Origin of the sequence: Vibrio bivalvicida (genome assembly GCF_001399455.2) — a bacterium.
Lineage (GTDB): Bacteria > Pseudomonadota > Gammaproteobacteria > Enterobacterales > Vibrionaceae > Vibrio > Vibrio bivalvicida.
This window is the reverse complement of the sequence record NZ_LLEI02000090.1, coordinates 106,475-123,073: the sequence shown is the minus strand read 5'-3', so window position 1 is coordinate 123,073 and position 16,599 is coordinate 106,475. Positions and strand designations below refer to the sequence as shown.

The 16,599-nt window shown below is 45.6% G+C and carries 14 protein-coding genes and 1 other annotated feature; of the genes, 8 read left to right on the top strand and 6 right to left on the bottom strand.

Annotated features, from left to right (window positions below):
* Positions 1-76 precede the first annotated feature (76 nt).
* Positions 77-195 (top strand) — a sequence feature (Thr leader region).
* 30 nt (positions 196-225) lie between these two features.
* Genes thrA through thrC form a run of 3 tightly spaced genes read left to right on the top strand, consistent with a single transcriptional unit; the run spans position 226 to position 4,937 of the window.
* Positions 226-2,685 carry a bifunctional aspartate kinase/homoserine dehydrogenase I gene (thrA, locus tag APB76_RS21330; RefSeq protein WP_054962035.1) on the top strand — a complete coding sequence of 820 codons (2,460 nt, stop codon included), beginning with the start codon at positions 226-228 and terminating at the stop codon, positions 2,683-2,685.
* Between the two features lie 15 nt (positions 2,686-2,700).
* Positions 2,701-3,657, top strand: a complete 957-nt coding sequence (gene thrB / locus APB76_RS21325; RefSeq protein WP_049845402.1) for a homoserine kinase — start codon at positions 2,701-2,703, stop codon at positions 3,655-3,657.
* Positions 3,654-4,937 (top strand): threonine synthase, encoded by a 1,284-nt coding sequence (gene thrC, locus APB76_RS21320; RefSeq protein ID WP_054962034.1) that lies wholly within the window; start codon positions 3,654-3,656, stop codon positions 4,935-4,937. The genes thrB and thrC overlap by 4 nt, the downstream gene beginning before the upstream one ends.
* Before the next feature lie 236 nt (positions 4,938-5,173).
* Here the strand turns inward: thrC and APB76_RS21315 are convergent, their stop codons facing one another.
* The 4 genes from APB76_RS21315 to mtnN all read right to left on the bottom strand — a co-directional run bounded on the left by APB76_RS21315 (position 5,174) and on the right by mtnN (position 8,354).
* Positions 5,174-5,794 (bottom strand): TRIC cation channel family protein, encoded by a 621-nt coding sequence (locus APB76_RS21315; protein WP_049845348.1) that lies wholly within the window; start codon positions 5,792-5,794, stop codon positions 5,174-5,176.
* Positions 5,795-5,868: 74 nt separating this feature from the next.
* Entirely contained in the window at positions 5,869-6,690 is an 822-nt protein-coding gene (gene btuF / locus APB76_RS21310) for a vitamin B12 ABC transporter substrate-binding protein BtuF (protein ID WP_054962033.1), read from the bottom strand.
* Entirely contained in the window at positions 6,691-7,644 is a 954-nt protein-coding gene (locus tag APB76_RS21305; protein ID WP_054962032.1) for a cobalamin biosynthesis family protein, read from the bottom strand.
* 14 nt (positions 7,645-7,658) lie between these two features.
* A complete protein-coding gene (gene mtnN, locus APB76_RS21300; protein ID WP_054962031.1) occupies positions 7,659-8,354 on the bottom strand; it encodes a 5'-methylthioadenosine/S-adenosylhomocysteine nucleosidase in 696 nt (231 codons plus the stop codon).
* Positions 8,355-8,883: 529 nt separating this feature from the next.
* Here mtnN and rpsO point away from each other — a divergent pair.
* The 5 genes from rpsO (at position 8,884) to APB76_RS21275 (ending at position 14,582) form a co-directional block, all read left to right on the top strand.
* On the top strand, positions 8,884-9,153 hold the full coding sequence (gene rpsO / locus APB76_RS21295) for a 30S ribosomal protein S15 (RefSeq protein WP_004728948.1): 270 nt from the start codon (positions 8,884-8,886) through the stop codon (positions 9,151-9,153).
* Between the two features lie 333 nt (positions 9,154-9,486).
* Positions 9,487-11,619 carry a polyribonucleotide nucleotidyltransferase gene (pnp, locus tag APB76_RS21290; RefSeq protein ID WP_049842931.1) on the top strand — a complete coding sequence of 711 codons (2,133 nt, stop codon included), beginning with the start codon at positions 9,487-9,489 and terminating at the stop codon, positions 11,617-11,619.
* A 134-nt stretch (positions 11,620-11,753) separates the two neighbouring features.
* Entirely contained in the window at positions 11,754-12,683 is a 930-nt protein-coding gene (gene nlpI / locus APB76_RS21285; RefSeq protein ID WP_049842930.1) for a lipoprotein NlpI, read from the top strand.
* Positions 12,684-12,788: 105 nt separating this feature from the next.
* Positions 12,789-13,199 (top strand): MarR family winged helix-turn-helix transcriptional regulator, encoded by a 411-nt coding sequence (locus APB76_RS21280; protein WP_054962071.1) that lies wholly within the window; start codon positions 12,789-12,791, stop codon positions 13,197-13,199.
* Positions 13,200-13,244: 45 nt separating this feature from the next.
* Positions 13,245-14,582: an MATE family efflux transporter gene (locus tag APB76_RS21275; protein ID WP_054962030.1), complete on the top strand. Its 1,338-nt coding sequence runs from the start codon at positions 13,245-13,247 to the stop codon at positions 14,580-14,582.
* A 52-nt stretch (positions 14,583-14,634) separates the two neighbouring features.
* Here the strand turns inward: APB76_RS21275 and APB76_RS21270 are convergent, their stop codons facing one another.
* Together APB76_RS21270 and ubiU are read right to left on the bottom strand one after the other, a co-directional pair.
* Positions 14,635-15,513, bottom strand: a complete 879-nt coding sequence (locus APB76_RS21270) for a U32 family peptidase (protein WP_054962029.1) — start codon at positions 15,511-15,513, stop codon at positions 14,635-14,637.
* A gap of 34 nt (positions 15,514-15,547) precedes the next feature.
* The gene (gene ubiU / locus APB76_RS21265) at positions 15,548-16,561 is read right to left on the bottom strand and encodes a ubiquinone anaerobic biosynthesis protein UbiU (protein WP_054962028.1); all 1,014 of its coding nucleotides are present in this window, start codon (positions 16,559-16,561) and stop codon (positions 15,548-15,550) included.
* Positions 16,562-16,599 lie beyond the last annotated feature (38 nt).

Sequence of the window (16,599 nt, the reverse complement as noted above, 5' to 3'; positions counted from 1 at the left end):
CGTGAACAGGAAAAATAAGGTAAACGTATGGGTAAGCAAACACACATCGTATAGATAATTAAGAATATGCAGAACCGCAGCCTAGTAATGACCACAACCATTATTATTACCGACATCGCTATTGTTGGGGCAGGCTGCTAAGCGAAAGAAATTAAAAAAAAGGCCTGTATCCCACCAGATACAGGCCTTTTTTTATGCCAATTTATGACCTATTTGGAGGAAGGGATGCGAGTTTTAAAGTTTGGAGGTTCATCATTAGCAGATGCTGATCGTTTTTTAAGAGCAGCAGATATCATTGCTAATAATGCCCAGCAAGAAGAAGTGGCGGTGGTGCTTTCGGCTCCAGGTAAAACCACGAATAAATTAGTGTCTGTGGTTGAAGGCGCATTGAAAAATGGAGAGGCTGAGCTACAGATTGCTGAGCTAGAAGACTCTTTCCGCGACTTGTACCAAGATATTAAGCAGGTGCTACCAAACATTGATGGTAGTGGTTATGACAATCAAGTAAAAACGTCACTGACTCAACTGCGTCAGTTTGTTCACGGTATCAACCTTTTGGGTATGTGCCCAGACCATGTTAATGCACGTATTATCAGCAAAGGCGAAAGAGTTTCTATTCAGCTAATGAAGGCGGTACTCGAAGCGAAAGGTCAAGCAGCCAGCTTAATTGACCCAGTTCAGTATCTATTTGCTCGTGGTGATCACCTAGAAGCTATGGTTGATGTTGAGGTCTCGACGCAAAACTTCCGCCAAAATCCTCTTCCTCAAGGACACGTTAATATAATGCCTGGCTTTACCGCAGGCAACGAAGAAGGCGAGTTGGTGACACTAGGTCGTAACGGCTCTGACTACTCTGCTGCGGTACTTGCTGCTTGTCTGCGTGCGGATTGCTGTGAAATCTGGACTGATGTTGATGGCGTTTATAACTGTGACCCACGCTTAGTTGACGATGCGCGCCTACTTAAATCTCTAAGCTACCAAGAAGCTATGGAGCTATCTTACTTTGGTGCTTCTGTTCTTCACCCTAAAACAATCGCTCCAATCGCTCAATTCCATATCCCGTGTTTGATTAAGAACAGCTTTAATCCGCAGGGTGCAGGGACTTTAATTGGTCAAGATACTGGTGAAGATAACTTAGCAATTAAAGGTATTACGACGCTTAGCGATCTGACTATGGTCAACGTTTCTGGTCCGGGTATGAAGGGAATGGTCGGCATGGCGAGTCGAGTATTTGGTGCTATGTCTTCTGCTGGTGTTTCGATTGTACTTATTACTCAATCATCGTCGGAGTACAGCATCAGTTTCTGTATCGAAGCACAAGACAAAGAGATTGCTGCACAGGCACTGAGTGATACTTTTGAGCTTGAGCTAAAAGATGGATTACTAGAGCCAGTCGAGTTTATCAGTGATGTCGCTATCGTGACGTTAGTTGGCGACGGAATGCGCACATCACGCGGTGTAGCCTCGCAGTTCTTTTCATCGTTGGCTGAAGTAAATGTCAACATAGTCGCTATCGCACAAGGTTCATCAGAGCGTGCGATCTCTGCCGTGATCCCGGAGGACAAGATCTCTGAAGCAATCAAAGCGTGTCATGAGAATCTATTTAACTCGAAGCACTTCCTTGATGTGTTTGTTGTTGGTGTCGGTGGTGTTGGTGGTGAGCTGGTTGATCAGATTCAGCGTCAACAAGCTAAGTTGGCCGAAAAAGGTATTGTTTTACGTGTCTGTGGATTAGCCAACAGTAAAGGCTTGCTGCTTGATAGCGAAGGTCTACCGTTAGAGCATTGGCGTGACCGTATGAAAGATGCTTCTGAAGAGTTTACTTTGGCTCGTCTAATCTCGCTTGTTCAGCGTAACCATATCATTAACCCTGTGCTGGTTGATTGTACTTCAAGTGAGGTGATTGCTAATCAATATGCTGATTTCTTGGCTGCGGGTTTCCACGTGGTTACCCCTAACAAGAAAGCAAATACTTCTAGCATGGCGTACTACCACCAATTGCGTGATGTAGCGCGTAGTTCACGTCGCAAGTTAATGTACGAAACAACTGTAGGTGCTGGTCTGCCAGTAATTGAGAACTTGCAGAACCTTATCTCTGCTGGTGATGAGCTAGAGCGCTTTACTGGTATCTTGTCTGGCTCATTATCTTATATTTTCGGAAAGCTTGATGAAGGCATGACGCTAAGCCAAGCAACCAATATCGCGAAAGATAACGGCTTTACTGAGCCAGATCCTCGTGATGATCTGTCAGGTATGGACGTTGCGCGTAAGCTACTTATCCTTGCTCGTGAAGCAGGAATGAACCTTGAGCTTGAAGATGTGATCGTTGATCAAGCGCTACCACCAGGCTTTGATGATTCAGGCAGCATTGAAGAATTTATGGCTCGTCTACCTGAAGCTGATGCTTACTTTAAAGAGCAGTCTGCAAAAGCGGCAGAAGAAGGGAAAGTGCTACGTTATGTTGGTGAGATCGTAGATGGCCAATGTCGAGTAAGCATTGCGGCCGTGGACGAGAACGATCCTATGTACAAGATTAAAGATGGTGAGAACGCACTAGCATTCTACAGCCGTTACTACCAACCGATTCCTCTGGTTCTGCGTGGTTATGGCGCGGGTACTGAAGTAACAGCAGCAGGTGTTTTCTCAGACGTGATGCGCACGTTAGGTTGGAAGTTAGGAGTTTAGAGTATGAGCCGTGGTATGGATGTAGCAGTTTATGCTCCAGCATCAATTGGTAACGTAAGCGTTGGTTTTGATGTGTTGGGGGCAGCGGTGTCCCCAATTGATGGCACTCTACTTGGTGATCGAGTGTTAGTGAAGTCTGGTAGTGAACCATATAGCTTAAAAACAGCAGGCAACTTTGTCTCTAAGCTACCTGCCGATCCTAAAGAGAATATTGTTTATGACTGCTGGAGAGTATTCGCTCGAGAGTTAGACAAGAAAGGTGAATCGCTTTTGCCGCTTGAAATGACCCTAGAAAAGAATATGCCTATCGGCTCTGGGCTCGGTTCTAGTGCTTGTTCTATTGTGGCGGCGCTTGATGCGCTAAACCGTTTTCATGGAGAGCCGTTGAATGAGACTGAACTGTTAGCGCTAATGGGCGAAATGGAAGGTCAAATCTCTGGTGGTATTCACTATGACAATGTTGCACCTTGCTATTTAGGTGGTGTTCAGTTGATGCTAGAAGAGCTTGGCATTATTAGCCAAGAAGTCCCATGCTTTGATGATTGGTACTGGGTAATGGCTTACCCGGGGATCAAAGTTTCGACCGCTGAAGCGCGTGAGATCTTACCTTCTCAATATCGCCGTCAAGACATCATCGCTCATGGTCGTCACCTTGCAGGTTTTATCCACGCGTGTCATTCAAATCAACCTGAATTGGCAGCGAAGATGATCAAAGACGTGATCGCTGAACCGTATCGTGAGAAACTGCTGCCAGGCTTTGCTGATGCACGTAAATATGCGGCAACAGCAGGCGCATTAGCTACTGGTATTTCTGGTAGTGGCCCAACACTATTTAGTATTTGTAAAGATAAAGATGTCGCTGAGCGAGTTGCTCGCTGGCTTGAACAAAACTACGTACAAAATGAAGAAGGATTCGTCCATGTTTGTCGCTTGAACAAACAGGGTTCGAACGTAACAGGAAGTGAGCTATGAAGCTGTACAACATAAAAGAAAATGATGAACAAGTATCCTTTGGCCAAGCCGTTCGCCAAGGGTTAGGTCGTAACCAAGGCCTTTTCTTCCCGCAAGAGTTGCCTAAGTTCGATGATATTGATGCGTTATTAGCTGAAGATTTTGTTTCGCGTAGTACCAAAATCCTTTCTGCATTAATTGGTGATGAACTGACGGAAGAGAAAGTAAACTCTCTAGTCGATGCAGCGTTTCAATTCCCTGCACCAATCAAGCAAGTAAAAGATGGCGTATATGCGCTTGAGCTGTTCCACGGCCCAACGCTTGCGTTTAAAGACTTTGGTGGCCGCTTTATGGCTCAGTCTTTAGCGGCTGTTTCTGACGGCGGTAAAATTACTATCTTAACCGCAACGTCAGGTGATACAGGCGCCGCAGTTGCTCATGCCTTCTATGGAATGGAAGACATCAATGTCGTGATCCTTTACCCGAAAGGGAAGATCAGTCCACTACAAGAGAAACTGTTCTGTACTTTAGGTAAGAACATTCACACGGTGGCTATTGATGGCGACTTTGACGCTTGTCAGGCTTTGGTTAAGCAAGCGTTCGATGACGCTGAGCTGCGCAAAGAAATAGGCTTGAATTCAGCCAACTCTATCAATATTTCACGCCTAATGGCGCAGATCTGTTACTACTTCGAAGCCGCTTCTCAGTTAAGCAAAGAGCAGCGTGAAAATCTTGTGATTTCTGTACCAAGTGGCAACTTCGGCAACCTAACGGCGGGTCTACTTGCTAAAGCACTTGGCCTACCTATTAAACGCTTTATCGCGGCAACGAACGCTAACGATACAGTGCCGCGCTACCTAGAAACAGGTAAGTGGGATCCTAAGCCAACAGTGGCGACAACTTCGAATGCCATGGATGTTAGTCAGCCTAACAACTGGCCACGTATCGAAGAACTGTGCCGCGTAAAAGAGTGGGGCCTAGAGACACTCGGTAAAGGCGCTGTTACGGATGCAGAAAGTGCAGCATCAGTTAAAGAGCTACACGAACAAGGTTACCTATGTGAGCCACACGGTGCCATCGCTTATCGTGTGTTAAACGAACAACTTCAAGAGGGTGAAACCGGTCTATTCCTATGTACCGCTCACCCAGCTAAGTTCAAGGAAGTGGTGGATGACATTCTTGGTTCTGACATCGATCTTCCGGGCCCGCTAGCGAAACACGCAGCAATGGATCTTCTATCGGAAGATCTAGCTAACGACTTTGATTTACTGAAAGAAGTACTGCGCCGAGTGCAGAAGTAATTCAAAAGAATGGAAGATTAGAAAGGTCGCTTAGGCGACCTTTCTTTTTGAACGCTTCGCTTTGAGATCGGGCTACGCCCGCGAGAATCGGGAACGGACTTCGTCCTTCGAGAGTTTTTCGTTCCCATATCCCGAATCCATAGCGAAGTGTTCCTAAATAAAAAGGATTGACACTTAGTGCCAATCCTCGATCTTTTCTCGCTTCTCGCTTCTCGCTTCTCGCTTCTCGCTTCTCGCTATCGATTCAGCGCAAACGTCGGCAGTGACAAGTGCCAGCGAATGGCGCCGAGTCTAATGAGCAGAGTCGAGGCCACACCTGCGAGAAATGCGCTGTCACTACTATGACCCATCGCGAGCGCAGTTGTGTGGAATGCGCCGCCAATAATACAAGCTGTGGCGTACACTTCGCTTCTTAAAACCATTGGAACTTCGCGGGCCAATACATCACGGATAATGCCGCCGCCACATCCGGTAATCACTCCCATAATGATTGCGACCAGAGCAGAGTCTTGGTAAGCCATTGTCTTCTCAACACCAATGCCAACAAATACCGCAAGTCCAATAGCGTCACAGACCGGTAAAATCCACCAAGCTAGTCGCTTTGGTCTTCTGACGATAAGCATGGTCAGTAAGCAAGTGATAAGGATGGTCCACAGATAGTTGGTATCGGTGATCCAAAATACAGGTGTTGCACCCAATGCCATATCACGTATTGTGCCACCACCTATCGCAGTCACACTGCCGAGGACAGTAACGCCAAATGGGTCCATTTTTAATCGACCCGCTAATAAAACACCTGAAATGGCGAAAACCGCAGTGCCGAACAGGTCGACTACATAAAGCAGCATGGAATCCATGATACTAAAATCTCTTACTAAAAAGTGGGAACAGAAAACGAAGTGGGATTGTACGAGATCTCATCGTTTAACCGTTAGCGTTTTCGCCTAACTGTTTCGAAATGCTCACAAACTTGCTCAATAGCCTTGAGCGTTCTCGGCGTTGGGCGATTAATCCAGTCTGAGTTTAAGGACCAAATATAGTTGTTCTTTACGGCTGAAAGTTGCTCACTCCACTGCGCCCAAATATTGCCATTGGCGATGGCGTGCTCTGAAGTAAACATTACGTCTGGGTTTTGCAAGATGACTTGTTCTTTGCCCACTTGAGGGTAAGGCGCAGCACTGCTCTCAAAAATATTTTCACCACCACAGAATGAAAAGACTTCGCTTGGCCACTTTCCTTGCGCCAAAGTGATAATAGGCTGCTCACTCAATTGATAGAAGTAACGAACTTTAGACTCCGTGTCGTAGCGGCTTTTAAGTTCTATTAACTGATTCCTAAAGTCTTGCGCGTTGTTTTTTCCGATATTCGGATTTTCAGCATATTCGCCTAGCTGCTCTATGTTAGCGGCAATATCTTCAAGTGAATGGGTTTGAGAGTAGTAAATATTGAGGCCAAATTGTTTTAGCTTGTCTAGTTCTCCATTTGGATTGCCTGAAGGCCAAGCTATGATCAGATCGGGTTGAAGAGCGATGATGCGCTCTATTTTTATTCCCTGATAGTTAGCGACTTTTTCTATCTTCTGAGCTTGTTTTGGGTAATCACTACGCTCACTGACTGCAATGAGTTTATCACCAAGGCCCGCAGCGAAGGCGAGCTCAGTGGCGTGCGGAGCCAAGCTGATCACGCGCTCAGCAGGGGAGGCTCCAGCAATAGAAGAAATAATGGCTGTAGCAAGTAGCAGAGCGAGACGCATTTAGATTCCTTGGTAGATAAAGCCCATAACTAGGCTTTGAATGACAATCCAGGCAAACATTCTCCACGCCAGTGTTTTTTGTACCTGCGCAATATGGATGGCAGATGGCGCAATACGACCACCCAATTTGGCACGTACCGCTTTATGACCCTCATAAATGGCGGGCCCACCTAGTGAGAGTTCGAGTTTTGATCCAACAGAAACCAATAACCATGCAGGGCCGGGTAAAGGCCATGACTGGGTTTGCTGTCTAAGTAGTTGAGCCGTGGCTTGGGCCCGATGACCAATAGTGATAAAAATGGCAAACACTCTTAGCGGGATAAAGTCCAGTACTGCTACCGCGCGAATCGCGGGAATGCCAAATGGTGAAAAGCGCTGCCGACTAGGTGACCAGGCTCTTGCCAGTTCTACGCTCATACGATACATAAAGGCTGCAATGCCACCACCAAGCGCATACCAAAACAGCACACCTATGACGTTACGACCGTAAGACATAATCAGAGTTTCGGCTCCCGCTTTACCTAAACCTAACAATGACAATGGTGCGGTAGAGCGGTTTATGATCGGTTTGATGAGCATTTTTGCCTGCTCTTTGTCTTCACGTGCTATCGCGGCAACAAACTGAGCCGTGAACTTATCAGTATTACGCCAGTCGATAGCGAGCAGTAATAGCGCTAACTCAAACAACTCTGGTTGCCAAACTAAAGGCTTTAGTGCAATTAATACCGCAAACATGGGGAACAGCATCAACAGCCAAGCAAGAGTGCCAGAGATAATACTCTGTGAGTAGTTACTGTTGACGTTGACTTTGTCAGCCAACTGCTCAGCAAATTTATGCCACAGAATCGCTGGGTGGGCTTCGCGTGGAAAAGGGAGAATTAGGTGAATTAGTAACGCGCCCCATAAGACTAGGAGCGCGCCATTCGAGTAAAATTGATTGAAACTATCTTCCATGATTCCGCTTATTCTTATTTCAGCAGTTCAACCATTTTAACCACCATTTCTGAAGAACTCTTTGCGGCTAATGGCAGGAATTCATCAAAGCTCATACCCGCTTCATTGTCTGCGACGTCAGAAATTGCGCGTACTACAACAAATGGGACTTTAAACTGGTGACAGGTTTGAGCGATTGCTGACGCTTCCATTTCTACAGCGATGACTGAAGGGAAGTGCTTGCGAATAAAAGCTTGACGCTCTGCGCTTGCAACAAAAGCATCACCAGTACAGATCAAACCACGTACAGCGTGTTTGTCTTCCATTTGTTCAAGGGCTTTTTCTGCCACATCCATTAGCTTTTCATCGGCCATAAAAGCGGCGGGTTGCTGTGCCATTTGACCCATTTCGTAGCCAAATGCGGTAACGTCTGCATCGTGGTGGCGAACTTCAGTTGAAATGACGACATCACCAAGATTCAGGCTAGAGTCAAAGCCACCTGCTGAACCAGTGTTAATCACGACATCAGGCTGATATTCGTCAAGCAGGATAGTTGTACCTATTGCTGCAGCAACTTTACCAATACCTGATTGAAGTAATACAACTTCTACACCATTAAGCTGGCCAGCGTAGAAAGTACAGCCCGCTTTTGATACTTCTTGGCAGTTTTCAATAGCTTGCTTAAGAATAGAGACTTCTTGCTCCATTGCACCGATGACGCCGATTTTCATAAGGAATCCTGTTAATTCAAATAGGTAGGTTTGGATAAGCTAAGTGTAACAGAAAAGGGAAAGATGGGAACGGGCTGCGCCCTATGGAGTTGGCAACGGACTTCGCCTTATGGAACACTTCGTTTCGGGAAAACGGGAAGGGGCTTCGCCCTGCTAGAGTGCTACGCGTTGAGAACCTAGGGTGGACCGCGTCTTTCGAGAGGTAAACTGTCATTCCATAGACTGACGAAGGAAGGAGTAGGGAATCTCATAGTGTATTCGACTCGCTTTTAGAGATCCCCAACCCGCTGGTGCCTCGCTCTCGGGAATGACTCTTATGAAAAGGGATGCACTTATACCTGGCGTCTCCAGTTCTCCTGCTTCCAATAGGACGCAGTCCGTTCCCGTATCCCGCATCCGCCTCCCGCGCGAAGCGCGCAATTACCTATTGCTTAAGCTCTATACATCCCCTATAATCCGCGCTTCGCGTAGCGGCTGAATCAGAGATTGGCTGCTACAAATTTAAACTTACTCTTATCAGGAGAGAATTATGTCTCTGAATGCAGAAACTAAAGCAGCAATCGTTGCAGAATACGCACGCGCTGAAGGCGATACTGGTTCACCAGAAGTTCAAGTAGCTCTACTAACTGCTTCTATCAACCACCTTCAAGGTCACTTTAAAGCACACAAAGGCGATCACCACAGCCGTCGTGGTCTTCTACGTATGGTTTCTAGCCGTCGTAAGCTTCTTGACTACCTGAAAGGCAAAGACCTTTCTCGTTACCAAGACCTAATCAAGCGTCTAGGCCTACGTCGCTAATCAGCGGCTGCATAGAACAGTTTGTCGAAAAAGGGGCTTTTAGCCCCTTTTTTGTTGCCCGTTACTTATTTTGGTTGCTATAGCTTAGCCAAACCGAATTAATCTCGCTATACTACGCCCCGCATACTTCCAATACTGATATCGGTATTGAAAGTGTCAGCAATAAGCTCACTGCATTACAGTCAACCACGTCGACCAAAGGGTCGCGACTATTCAAAATGAATTCAGCTTTTCTCAGTTCATTTTTACTAGTCGCGATTTGTAATGCCTTGAGTATCAACTAATACACTCTGAGTAAGTCATGACTGATGAGCTTAGAAACAAGGAATAACAATGTTCGAAAAACCAGTTGTTAAAACGTTCCAGTACGGTAACCACACAGTTACTCTTGAGACTGGCGTTATCGCACGTCAAGCTACGGCTGCCGTTATGGTTACAATGGACGATACAGCAGTATTCGTTTCAGTTGTCGGTAAGAAAGAAGCAGTAGAAGGTCAAGACTTCTTCCCACTAACAGTTAACTACCAAGAGCGTACTTACGCTGCAGGTAAAATCCCTGGTGGCTTCTTCAAGCGAGAAGGTCGTCCATCTGAAGGCGAAACTCTAACGGCTCGTCTAATCGACCGTCCGATTCGTCCTCTATTCCCAGACGCATTCAAAAACGAAGTTCAGGTTATCGCGACAGTAATGTCAGTAAACCCAGACGTTCAGCCAGACATGGTAACAATGATCGGTACGTCTGCTGCTCTTGCTATCTCTGGTATTCCGTTTAACGGTCCTATTGGTGCAGCTCGTGTTGGTCATATCGATGGTCAACTAGTTCTGAACCCAAGCAACACTGAGCTAGAAACGTCTAAGCTCGATCTAGTTGTTGCCGGTACTGAAGGCGCTGTTCTTATGGTTGAGTCTGAAGCAGACAACCTAACAGAAGAAGAGATGCTTTCTGCAGTTGTATTCGGTCACGATCAACAGCAAGTTGTTATCTCTGCAATCAATGAATTCGCAGCTGAAGTAGCGACTCCAGCTTGGGATTGGGTTGCTCCTGAAGAGAATACAGCACTAAACACTAAGATTGCTGAACTTGCAGAAGCTAAGCTTGTAGAAGCTTACCAAATCACTGAGAAGATGGCTCGTTACGACCGTATTCACGCGATTGCTGCTGAAGTAAACGAAGTGCTACTTGCTGAAGATCCAGAAGCGAACACCAAAGAAATCCACACTATCTTCCACGATCTAGAGAAGACAGTTGTACGCCGTAGCATCATCGCAGGCAACCCACGTATCGATGGTCGTGAAAAAGACATGGTTCGTGCACTAGATGTACGTACTGGTGTTCTTCCACGTACTCACGGTAGTTCACTATTTACTCGTGGTGAAACTCAGGCAGTAGTAACAGCTACACTAGGTACGCAACGCGATGCGCAAATCATCGACGAGCTAACAGGTGAGCGTAAAGATCACTTCCTACTGCACTACAACTTCCCTCCATACTGTGTAGGCGAAACTGGTTTTGTAGGTTCTCCTAAGCGTCGTGAAATCGGCCACGGTAAGCTAGCTAAGCGTGGTATTGCTGCTGTAATGCCATCTGTAGATGAGTTCCCATACACAGTACGTGTAGTATCAGAAATCACTGAATCTAACGGTTCTTCTTCAATGGCTTCTGTATGTGGTACTTCTCTAGCACTTATGGATGCGGGTGTTCCAATTAAAGCTTCTGTTGCGGGCATCGCAATGGGTCTAGTTAAAGAAGGCGACGACTTTGTTGTTCTTTCTGACATCCTTGGTGACGAAGACCACCTAGGTGACATGGACTTTAAAGTAGCAGGTACTAACGACGGTATCACTGCACTTCAGATGGATATCAAGATCGAAGGTATCACTAAAGAAATCATGCAAATTGCACTTAACCAAGCGCAAGGTGCACGTAAGCACATCCTATCTGTAATGGATGAAGCGATTTCTGGTGCTCGTGAAGATATCTCTGAGTTTGCTCCGCGTATTCACACAATGAAGATCAGCGCAGAGAAGATCAAAGACGTTATCGGTAAAGGCGGTGCTGTTATCCGTGCTCTAACTGAAGAGACTGGTACCACTATCGAAATCGAAGACGACGGTACAATCAAGATTGCTGCAACTGAAGGTACAGCTGCGAAAGAAGCAATCCGTCGTATCGAAGAGATCACTGCTGAAGTTGAAGTAGGCCGTATCTATACAGGTAAAGTAGCTCGTCTGGCTGACTTTGGTGCGTTCGTTACAATCTTGCCTGGTAAAGATGGTCTGGTACACATCTCACAAATTGCTGACAAGCGTGTTGAGAAGGTGTCTGATTACCTAGCTGAAGGTCAAGAAGTTCAAGTGAAAGTACTTGAGATTGACCGTCAAGGCCGCGTTCGTCTAAGCATGAAAGAAGCGGTTGAAAAGACTGAAGAAGCGGCTACTGAAGAGAAGCCAGCAACAGACGCATAATGCAAAGCAATTAAACTGGCTGGTTCAGTGAATTAGCCAATTTTGCTAAAAGCATGTTATAAAGGGAGCACTACGCTCCCTTTTTTAATGCGGATGACGCTAAGTAGAAGACTTAGCTACAGGAGTATTTATTTGTGAAATGGTTTCAAACCGCAACGCTTAGCCTTGCTCTATTAGTAACTGCAGGCTGTGTGTCAACATCGAACCAACAAGCTGAATGGGTGCTACCTCCAATGGTCGAGGCACTTCAACCTAGCTTGCAACAAGAGGTTCAGATCGCACGTTTAAGTCAACTACTTGGCCGAACCGATTTACCCAACGAAACGCGCGCTAAAATACTCTATGAAAGAGGGAATTACTACGACAGCGTTGGGTTGAGAAACCTTGCTAGATTAGACTATGAACAGTCGCTTGCAATTTACCCAGCTCAAGCAGATCTGTTCAACTTACTTGGGGTTTACTTTACCGAAAAGAGAAATTTTGATGCCGCCTATGATGCGTTTGATTCTGCTTTAGAACTTGCACCGAATAACAGCTATGCAGCTCGCAACAGAGCCATTGCGCTCTACTATGGTGGTCGTTTTGATCTAGCTTTAGAAGAGATGCAACAGCAGTATGATCAAGACTCAAGCGACCCATTCAGTGCTTTGTGGCTCTATATCATCAAGTCTAAAGTCTCACCTGAAATGGCGAAGCAAGAGCTAGAGCAGAGCTATCAAAACCGCAATGATAAATGGGGTTGGATCATGGTCGCGCTGACTTTAGGTGAGCTGTCTGAAAAACAAGCCTTTAAAGCAATTGTTGAGAGCACACGTGATAAAGTCGTTCTTGCTCAGCACTTAACAGAAGCCTATTTCTACTTAGGCAAGCGCTACCAAGAAGGTGACTCTGAACGAGATATTGCCAAAGCAATCTCTTTTTATCGACTCGCAATCTCATTTAATGTATTTGAGTATGTTGAGCATCGTTACGCGATATTAGAGCTGACAAATATCTATGAAGACCTTCAAGCGCAAGTGATTGCGAGAGCGAAAGCTCAACAAGCCGCTAATCGGCTTGATTAGCAAATCTAACTCAGATTAGAAAAGCGCTGGTATCAGCGCTTTTTTATTGCTTGTTAAAAAAAATGGCGTACTATAGTTAGCTTGGCTAACTAAATGGTTTTGGCGATGAGTTTGGAAACTAGTTTGATAGAGCTTGAGCGCTTTTGCTCTAAGGCTTGGCGTGTCTATGCGAAAGAAGACCCCTTATCGCTGTTGAGCTTTAATGAGTTTGATTACTTACGAGTAGTCCAAGCCTTTCCTGAAGGAGTTCGTATCACGGACTTAGCCGATGAAATGAAAGTGACTAAGCCTTCTGCTTCAAATATGGTCGTGCGGCTCGAGAAAAAAGGACTCGTTAAACGAATCTTGTGCAATGAAGATGCTCGTGCCAAGAAAGTAGTACTAACAGAAAGTGCGATTAAAGCAATGTCGTTAGAAAACGTCGTCTATAAAGAAGTTGCAGAAACGATGAACGCAAAGTTGTCCGAACAAGAAGCGACACAGCTAGTTAGCCTGTTAAACAAAACACTGTCGTAATACATTTAACTATTTAGTTAGCCTTGCTAACTAGAGCAGAGAAACATGCAAACATCTATTTATAAACAGTTTTGGAAATACACTATCCCAACTGTGGCAGCAATGCTGGTCAACGGTTTATATCAAGTGGTAGATGGAATTTTTATCGGTCGATATGTAGGTGCTGATGGGTTGGCTGGGATCAATATTGCGTGGCCTGTGATTGGCTCAATTCTCGGCATTGGTATGCTGGTGGGCGTTGGTACGGGGGCGTTAGTTTCCATTCGTCAAGGCGAGCAAGATACGCAAGGTGCAAAGCAGATATTAGCGACTGGCTTAGTCTTGTTATTGGCTTTAACTCCAATCGTATCAGGGGTCTTATTCTTCTTCGCTGAAGATTTTCTTTATTGGCAGGGGGCAGAAGGGCGCGTATTTGATCTCGGTATTCAGTACCTTCATATCTTGATCGGCGCGTGTGCGTTCACACTAGGTTCGATTGCCATGCCATTTTTGCTTCGTAATGACGATAGCCCAAACCTTGCCACAATCTTGATGGTGATCGGCGCGTTGATTAACATCGTGCTTGATTACCTGTTTATTGCTTGGTTTGAGTGGGAGCTAACGGGAGCTGCATTGGCTACTGCGATTGCACAACTGGTGGTAACAGGATTAGGTTTATTTTACTTCTTCTCAGCAAAAGCCAAGCTGCGTCTGCGTTGGAGAGAGTTGAGATTGAAGTTCGCTGTGATCCCACAGATTTTTGCCATCGGTACGTCAAGCTTCTTTATGTACGCATATGGTTCAATGATGGTTGCACTGCACAATGCTCTGTTCTCACAGTACGGTGATCAGTTGATGATTGGTGCTTATGCGATTCTGGGGTATATCGTCACGGTTTATTACTTAACAGCGGAAGGGATTGCGAATGGTATGCAGCCACTCGTGAGCTATAACCATGGTGCTCGTAATCAAGAGAACATTCGTAAACTGTTGAAAGTGGCAATGTATAGTGCAGTGTCTGTTGGTGTGGTATTCGTCATACTGCTCAACTTGTTCCCGACGCAATTTGTGTCTGTGTTCAACAAAGGCAATACTCAGTTAGTGGAGTATACGGTATTGGGGATTCGCCTACACATGTTTGCTTTGGCGCTGGACGGTTTTTTAGTGGTGGCGGGAGCTTACTACCAAGCGATTAATAAAGGCAGTAAGGCGCTTTTTGTCACTATAGGCAATATGCTCGTTCAACTCCCGTTCTTGTATGTGATGCCAAAGTTCTTCGGTGTGCCGGGGATATGGGTTGCCTACCCGCTTTCGAATATCGCTTTGAGTATCGTTGTCATCATTCTGTTGCTGAAAGATTTACGCCAGTTTAGAGAGTTACAACTACAACAAGCGGTGGCATAAAATGATAAAGGGCTCTATTGAGCCCTTTATTGTTTTCAATCGTAGAGGCGAATTAGACAATTTTGACTTCTAAGCCAGCCAATTGGTGCCAATAGCCATTACATTGTCGGCTTTCTATTTTACCTGGGTTGTTGCCGTATTCGTTCGCTCGGAATTTATCTACTTGTGAGAAGGTATCAATACCGAGTGGACTTAAACGGACAACATCGACCAACCCCTGCATACTTGGTAGGTCGTTGATAAGGTTATAGCAGTAGCCGGACTGAGTCTGGATACCGTTGAGGTTAAATACTTCTTGTCCTTCCTGACTGCTGACTTGAATGCCAGTCGGATACTTAATACAGCAGGTCTCGCAGTCATCCTTAGCTTTATTTTCTGCACGGGCAGTGAAGCAGCGTGCAGAGTATGCTAGGGGTAGATAACCATGGCTGAATACCTCGACTTCAAACTTGCCTTTAATACCAATCTCATCACATTGGTTCAGTACTTTTCCCAACCACTCTCGTGAAAGCTCTACCGGCATACACCAACGAGTCATACCTTGTTTCAAGAACAGGTTCAAGGTGTGCGCATTGTAGGTATTGACTGCTGGGCCCACAACGAAAGGAACTTTGTGCTCAGAGGCAAGTTGAATCGCAGAAACATCGTTGGCTTCAATGGCGAATTCACCATTGTCGATGTACTTCTTCATCACGTTAACTTCACTCGGTGCTTCGAGTAGCGCCATCGTGGAAAGCACTACTTGTTTACCTGCACTGCTGAGTTCTTTAGCGATATCAAACCAGTGCGCTGGTTTCATCTCACGACGTTTTGAGCAGACACTCTCACCAAGATAGATGATATCTGCCGAGCTGGTTTTCGCTTGCTCATAAAACGCATCTACATCTTGTTTTGGCCAGAAGTAAAGCAGTGGACCAAGTGCGTATTTCATGTTGTTTTCCATTGTTATTTCTACAAGTAAAGCTCTACTGCCATTTACGGTGGTAAGCACCAAGTGTAGTTTGTGTACCTTCTGACACGTTTGACAGTGCGGAATCCCAGCTCGGCTCAACTTGATAGTTGTCTGGGTTGGCTAAGTATCGGTCGATAGCAGCACGCCATGTACGAGTAACTTGTTCTACATAGGCAGGGCTACGCTGGCGGCCTTCTATTTTTACTGACGCGACATTGGCTGCGAAAAGATCGGGAAGCATAGAAAGTGTGTTTAAACTGGTAGGTTCTTCGAGTGCGTGATATGCCTTGGTCTGTTGCTGTAAATCGGCAATAAAGCGCCCTTTACATAATGTAGGGTAACCCGCATTTTCACCATCGCTATAACGATCAATCAGGATGTCGTTGAGGCGTGATTCTAGACCCTGGTTGGTTTCTTGCCAGCGAACATATTTGGCAGGTGAGCAAGCACCAACTGTATTTGGCGATTCACCTGTCATATAGGAAGAAAGGTAACAGCGACCTTCAGACATAATGCATAGACTACCAAAAGCAAACACTTCTAGTTCTACATCACTGGTGATATTGCGCGATAGCTGCTTAACCTGATGAATAGAAAGTACACGCGGTAATACCACTCGCTTGACGTTAAAGTTCTGTTTGTAGAAATCAATGGCCGCGACGTTAGTGGCAGAGGCTTGTACGGATAGGTGAAGTTCGAGGTGTGGATATTTCTGTGCTGCGTATTCTAACACTGCGATATCAGCAACAATTAATGCATCAACCCCGTTATCTGCTGCTCGGTCTACGGCTTCAGTCCAACGTTCAAAACCATTAGGATGGGCGAAGGTGTTTAGCGCAACGTGGATTTTTTTGTTGTTAGCGTGGACATATTGAACGGCTTTTTCGAGTTTCTTACCAGTAAAGTTCAAACCTGCAAAGTGGCGGGCGTTAGTATCATCTTTAAAACCGATATATACCGCGTCAGCACCACAATCAATTGCCGTTTTTAAGGCAGGCAAATTGCCTGCTGGGCATAGGAGTTCCATTGCTCGCACCATGACTGTCTATTCTGAATTTGTTGAGC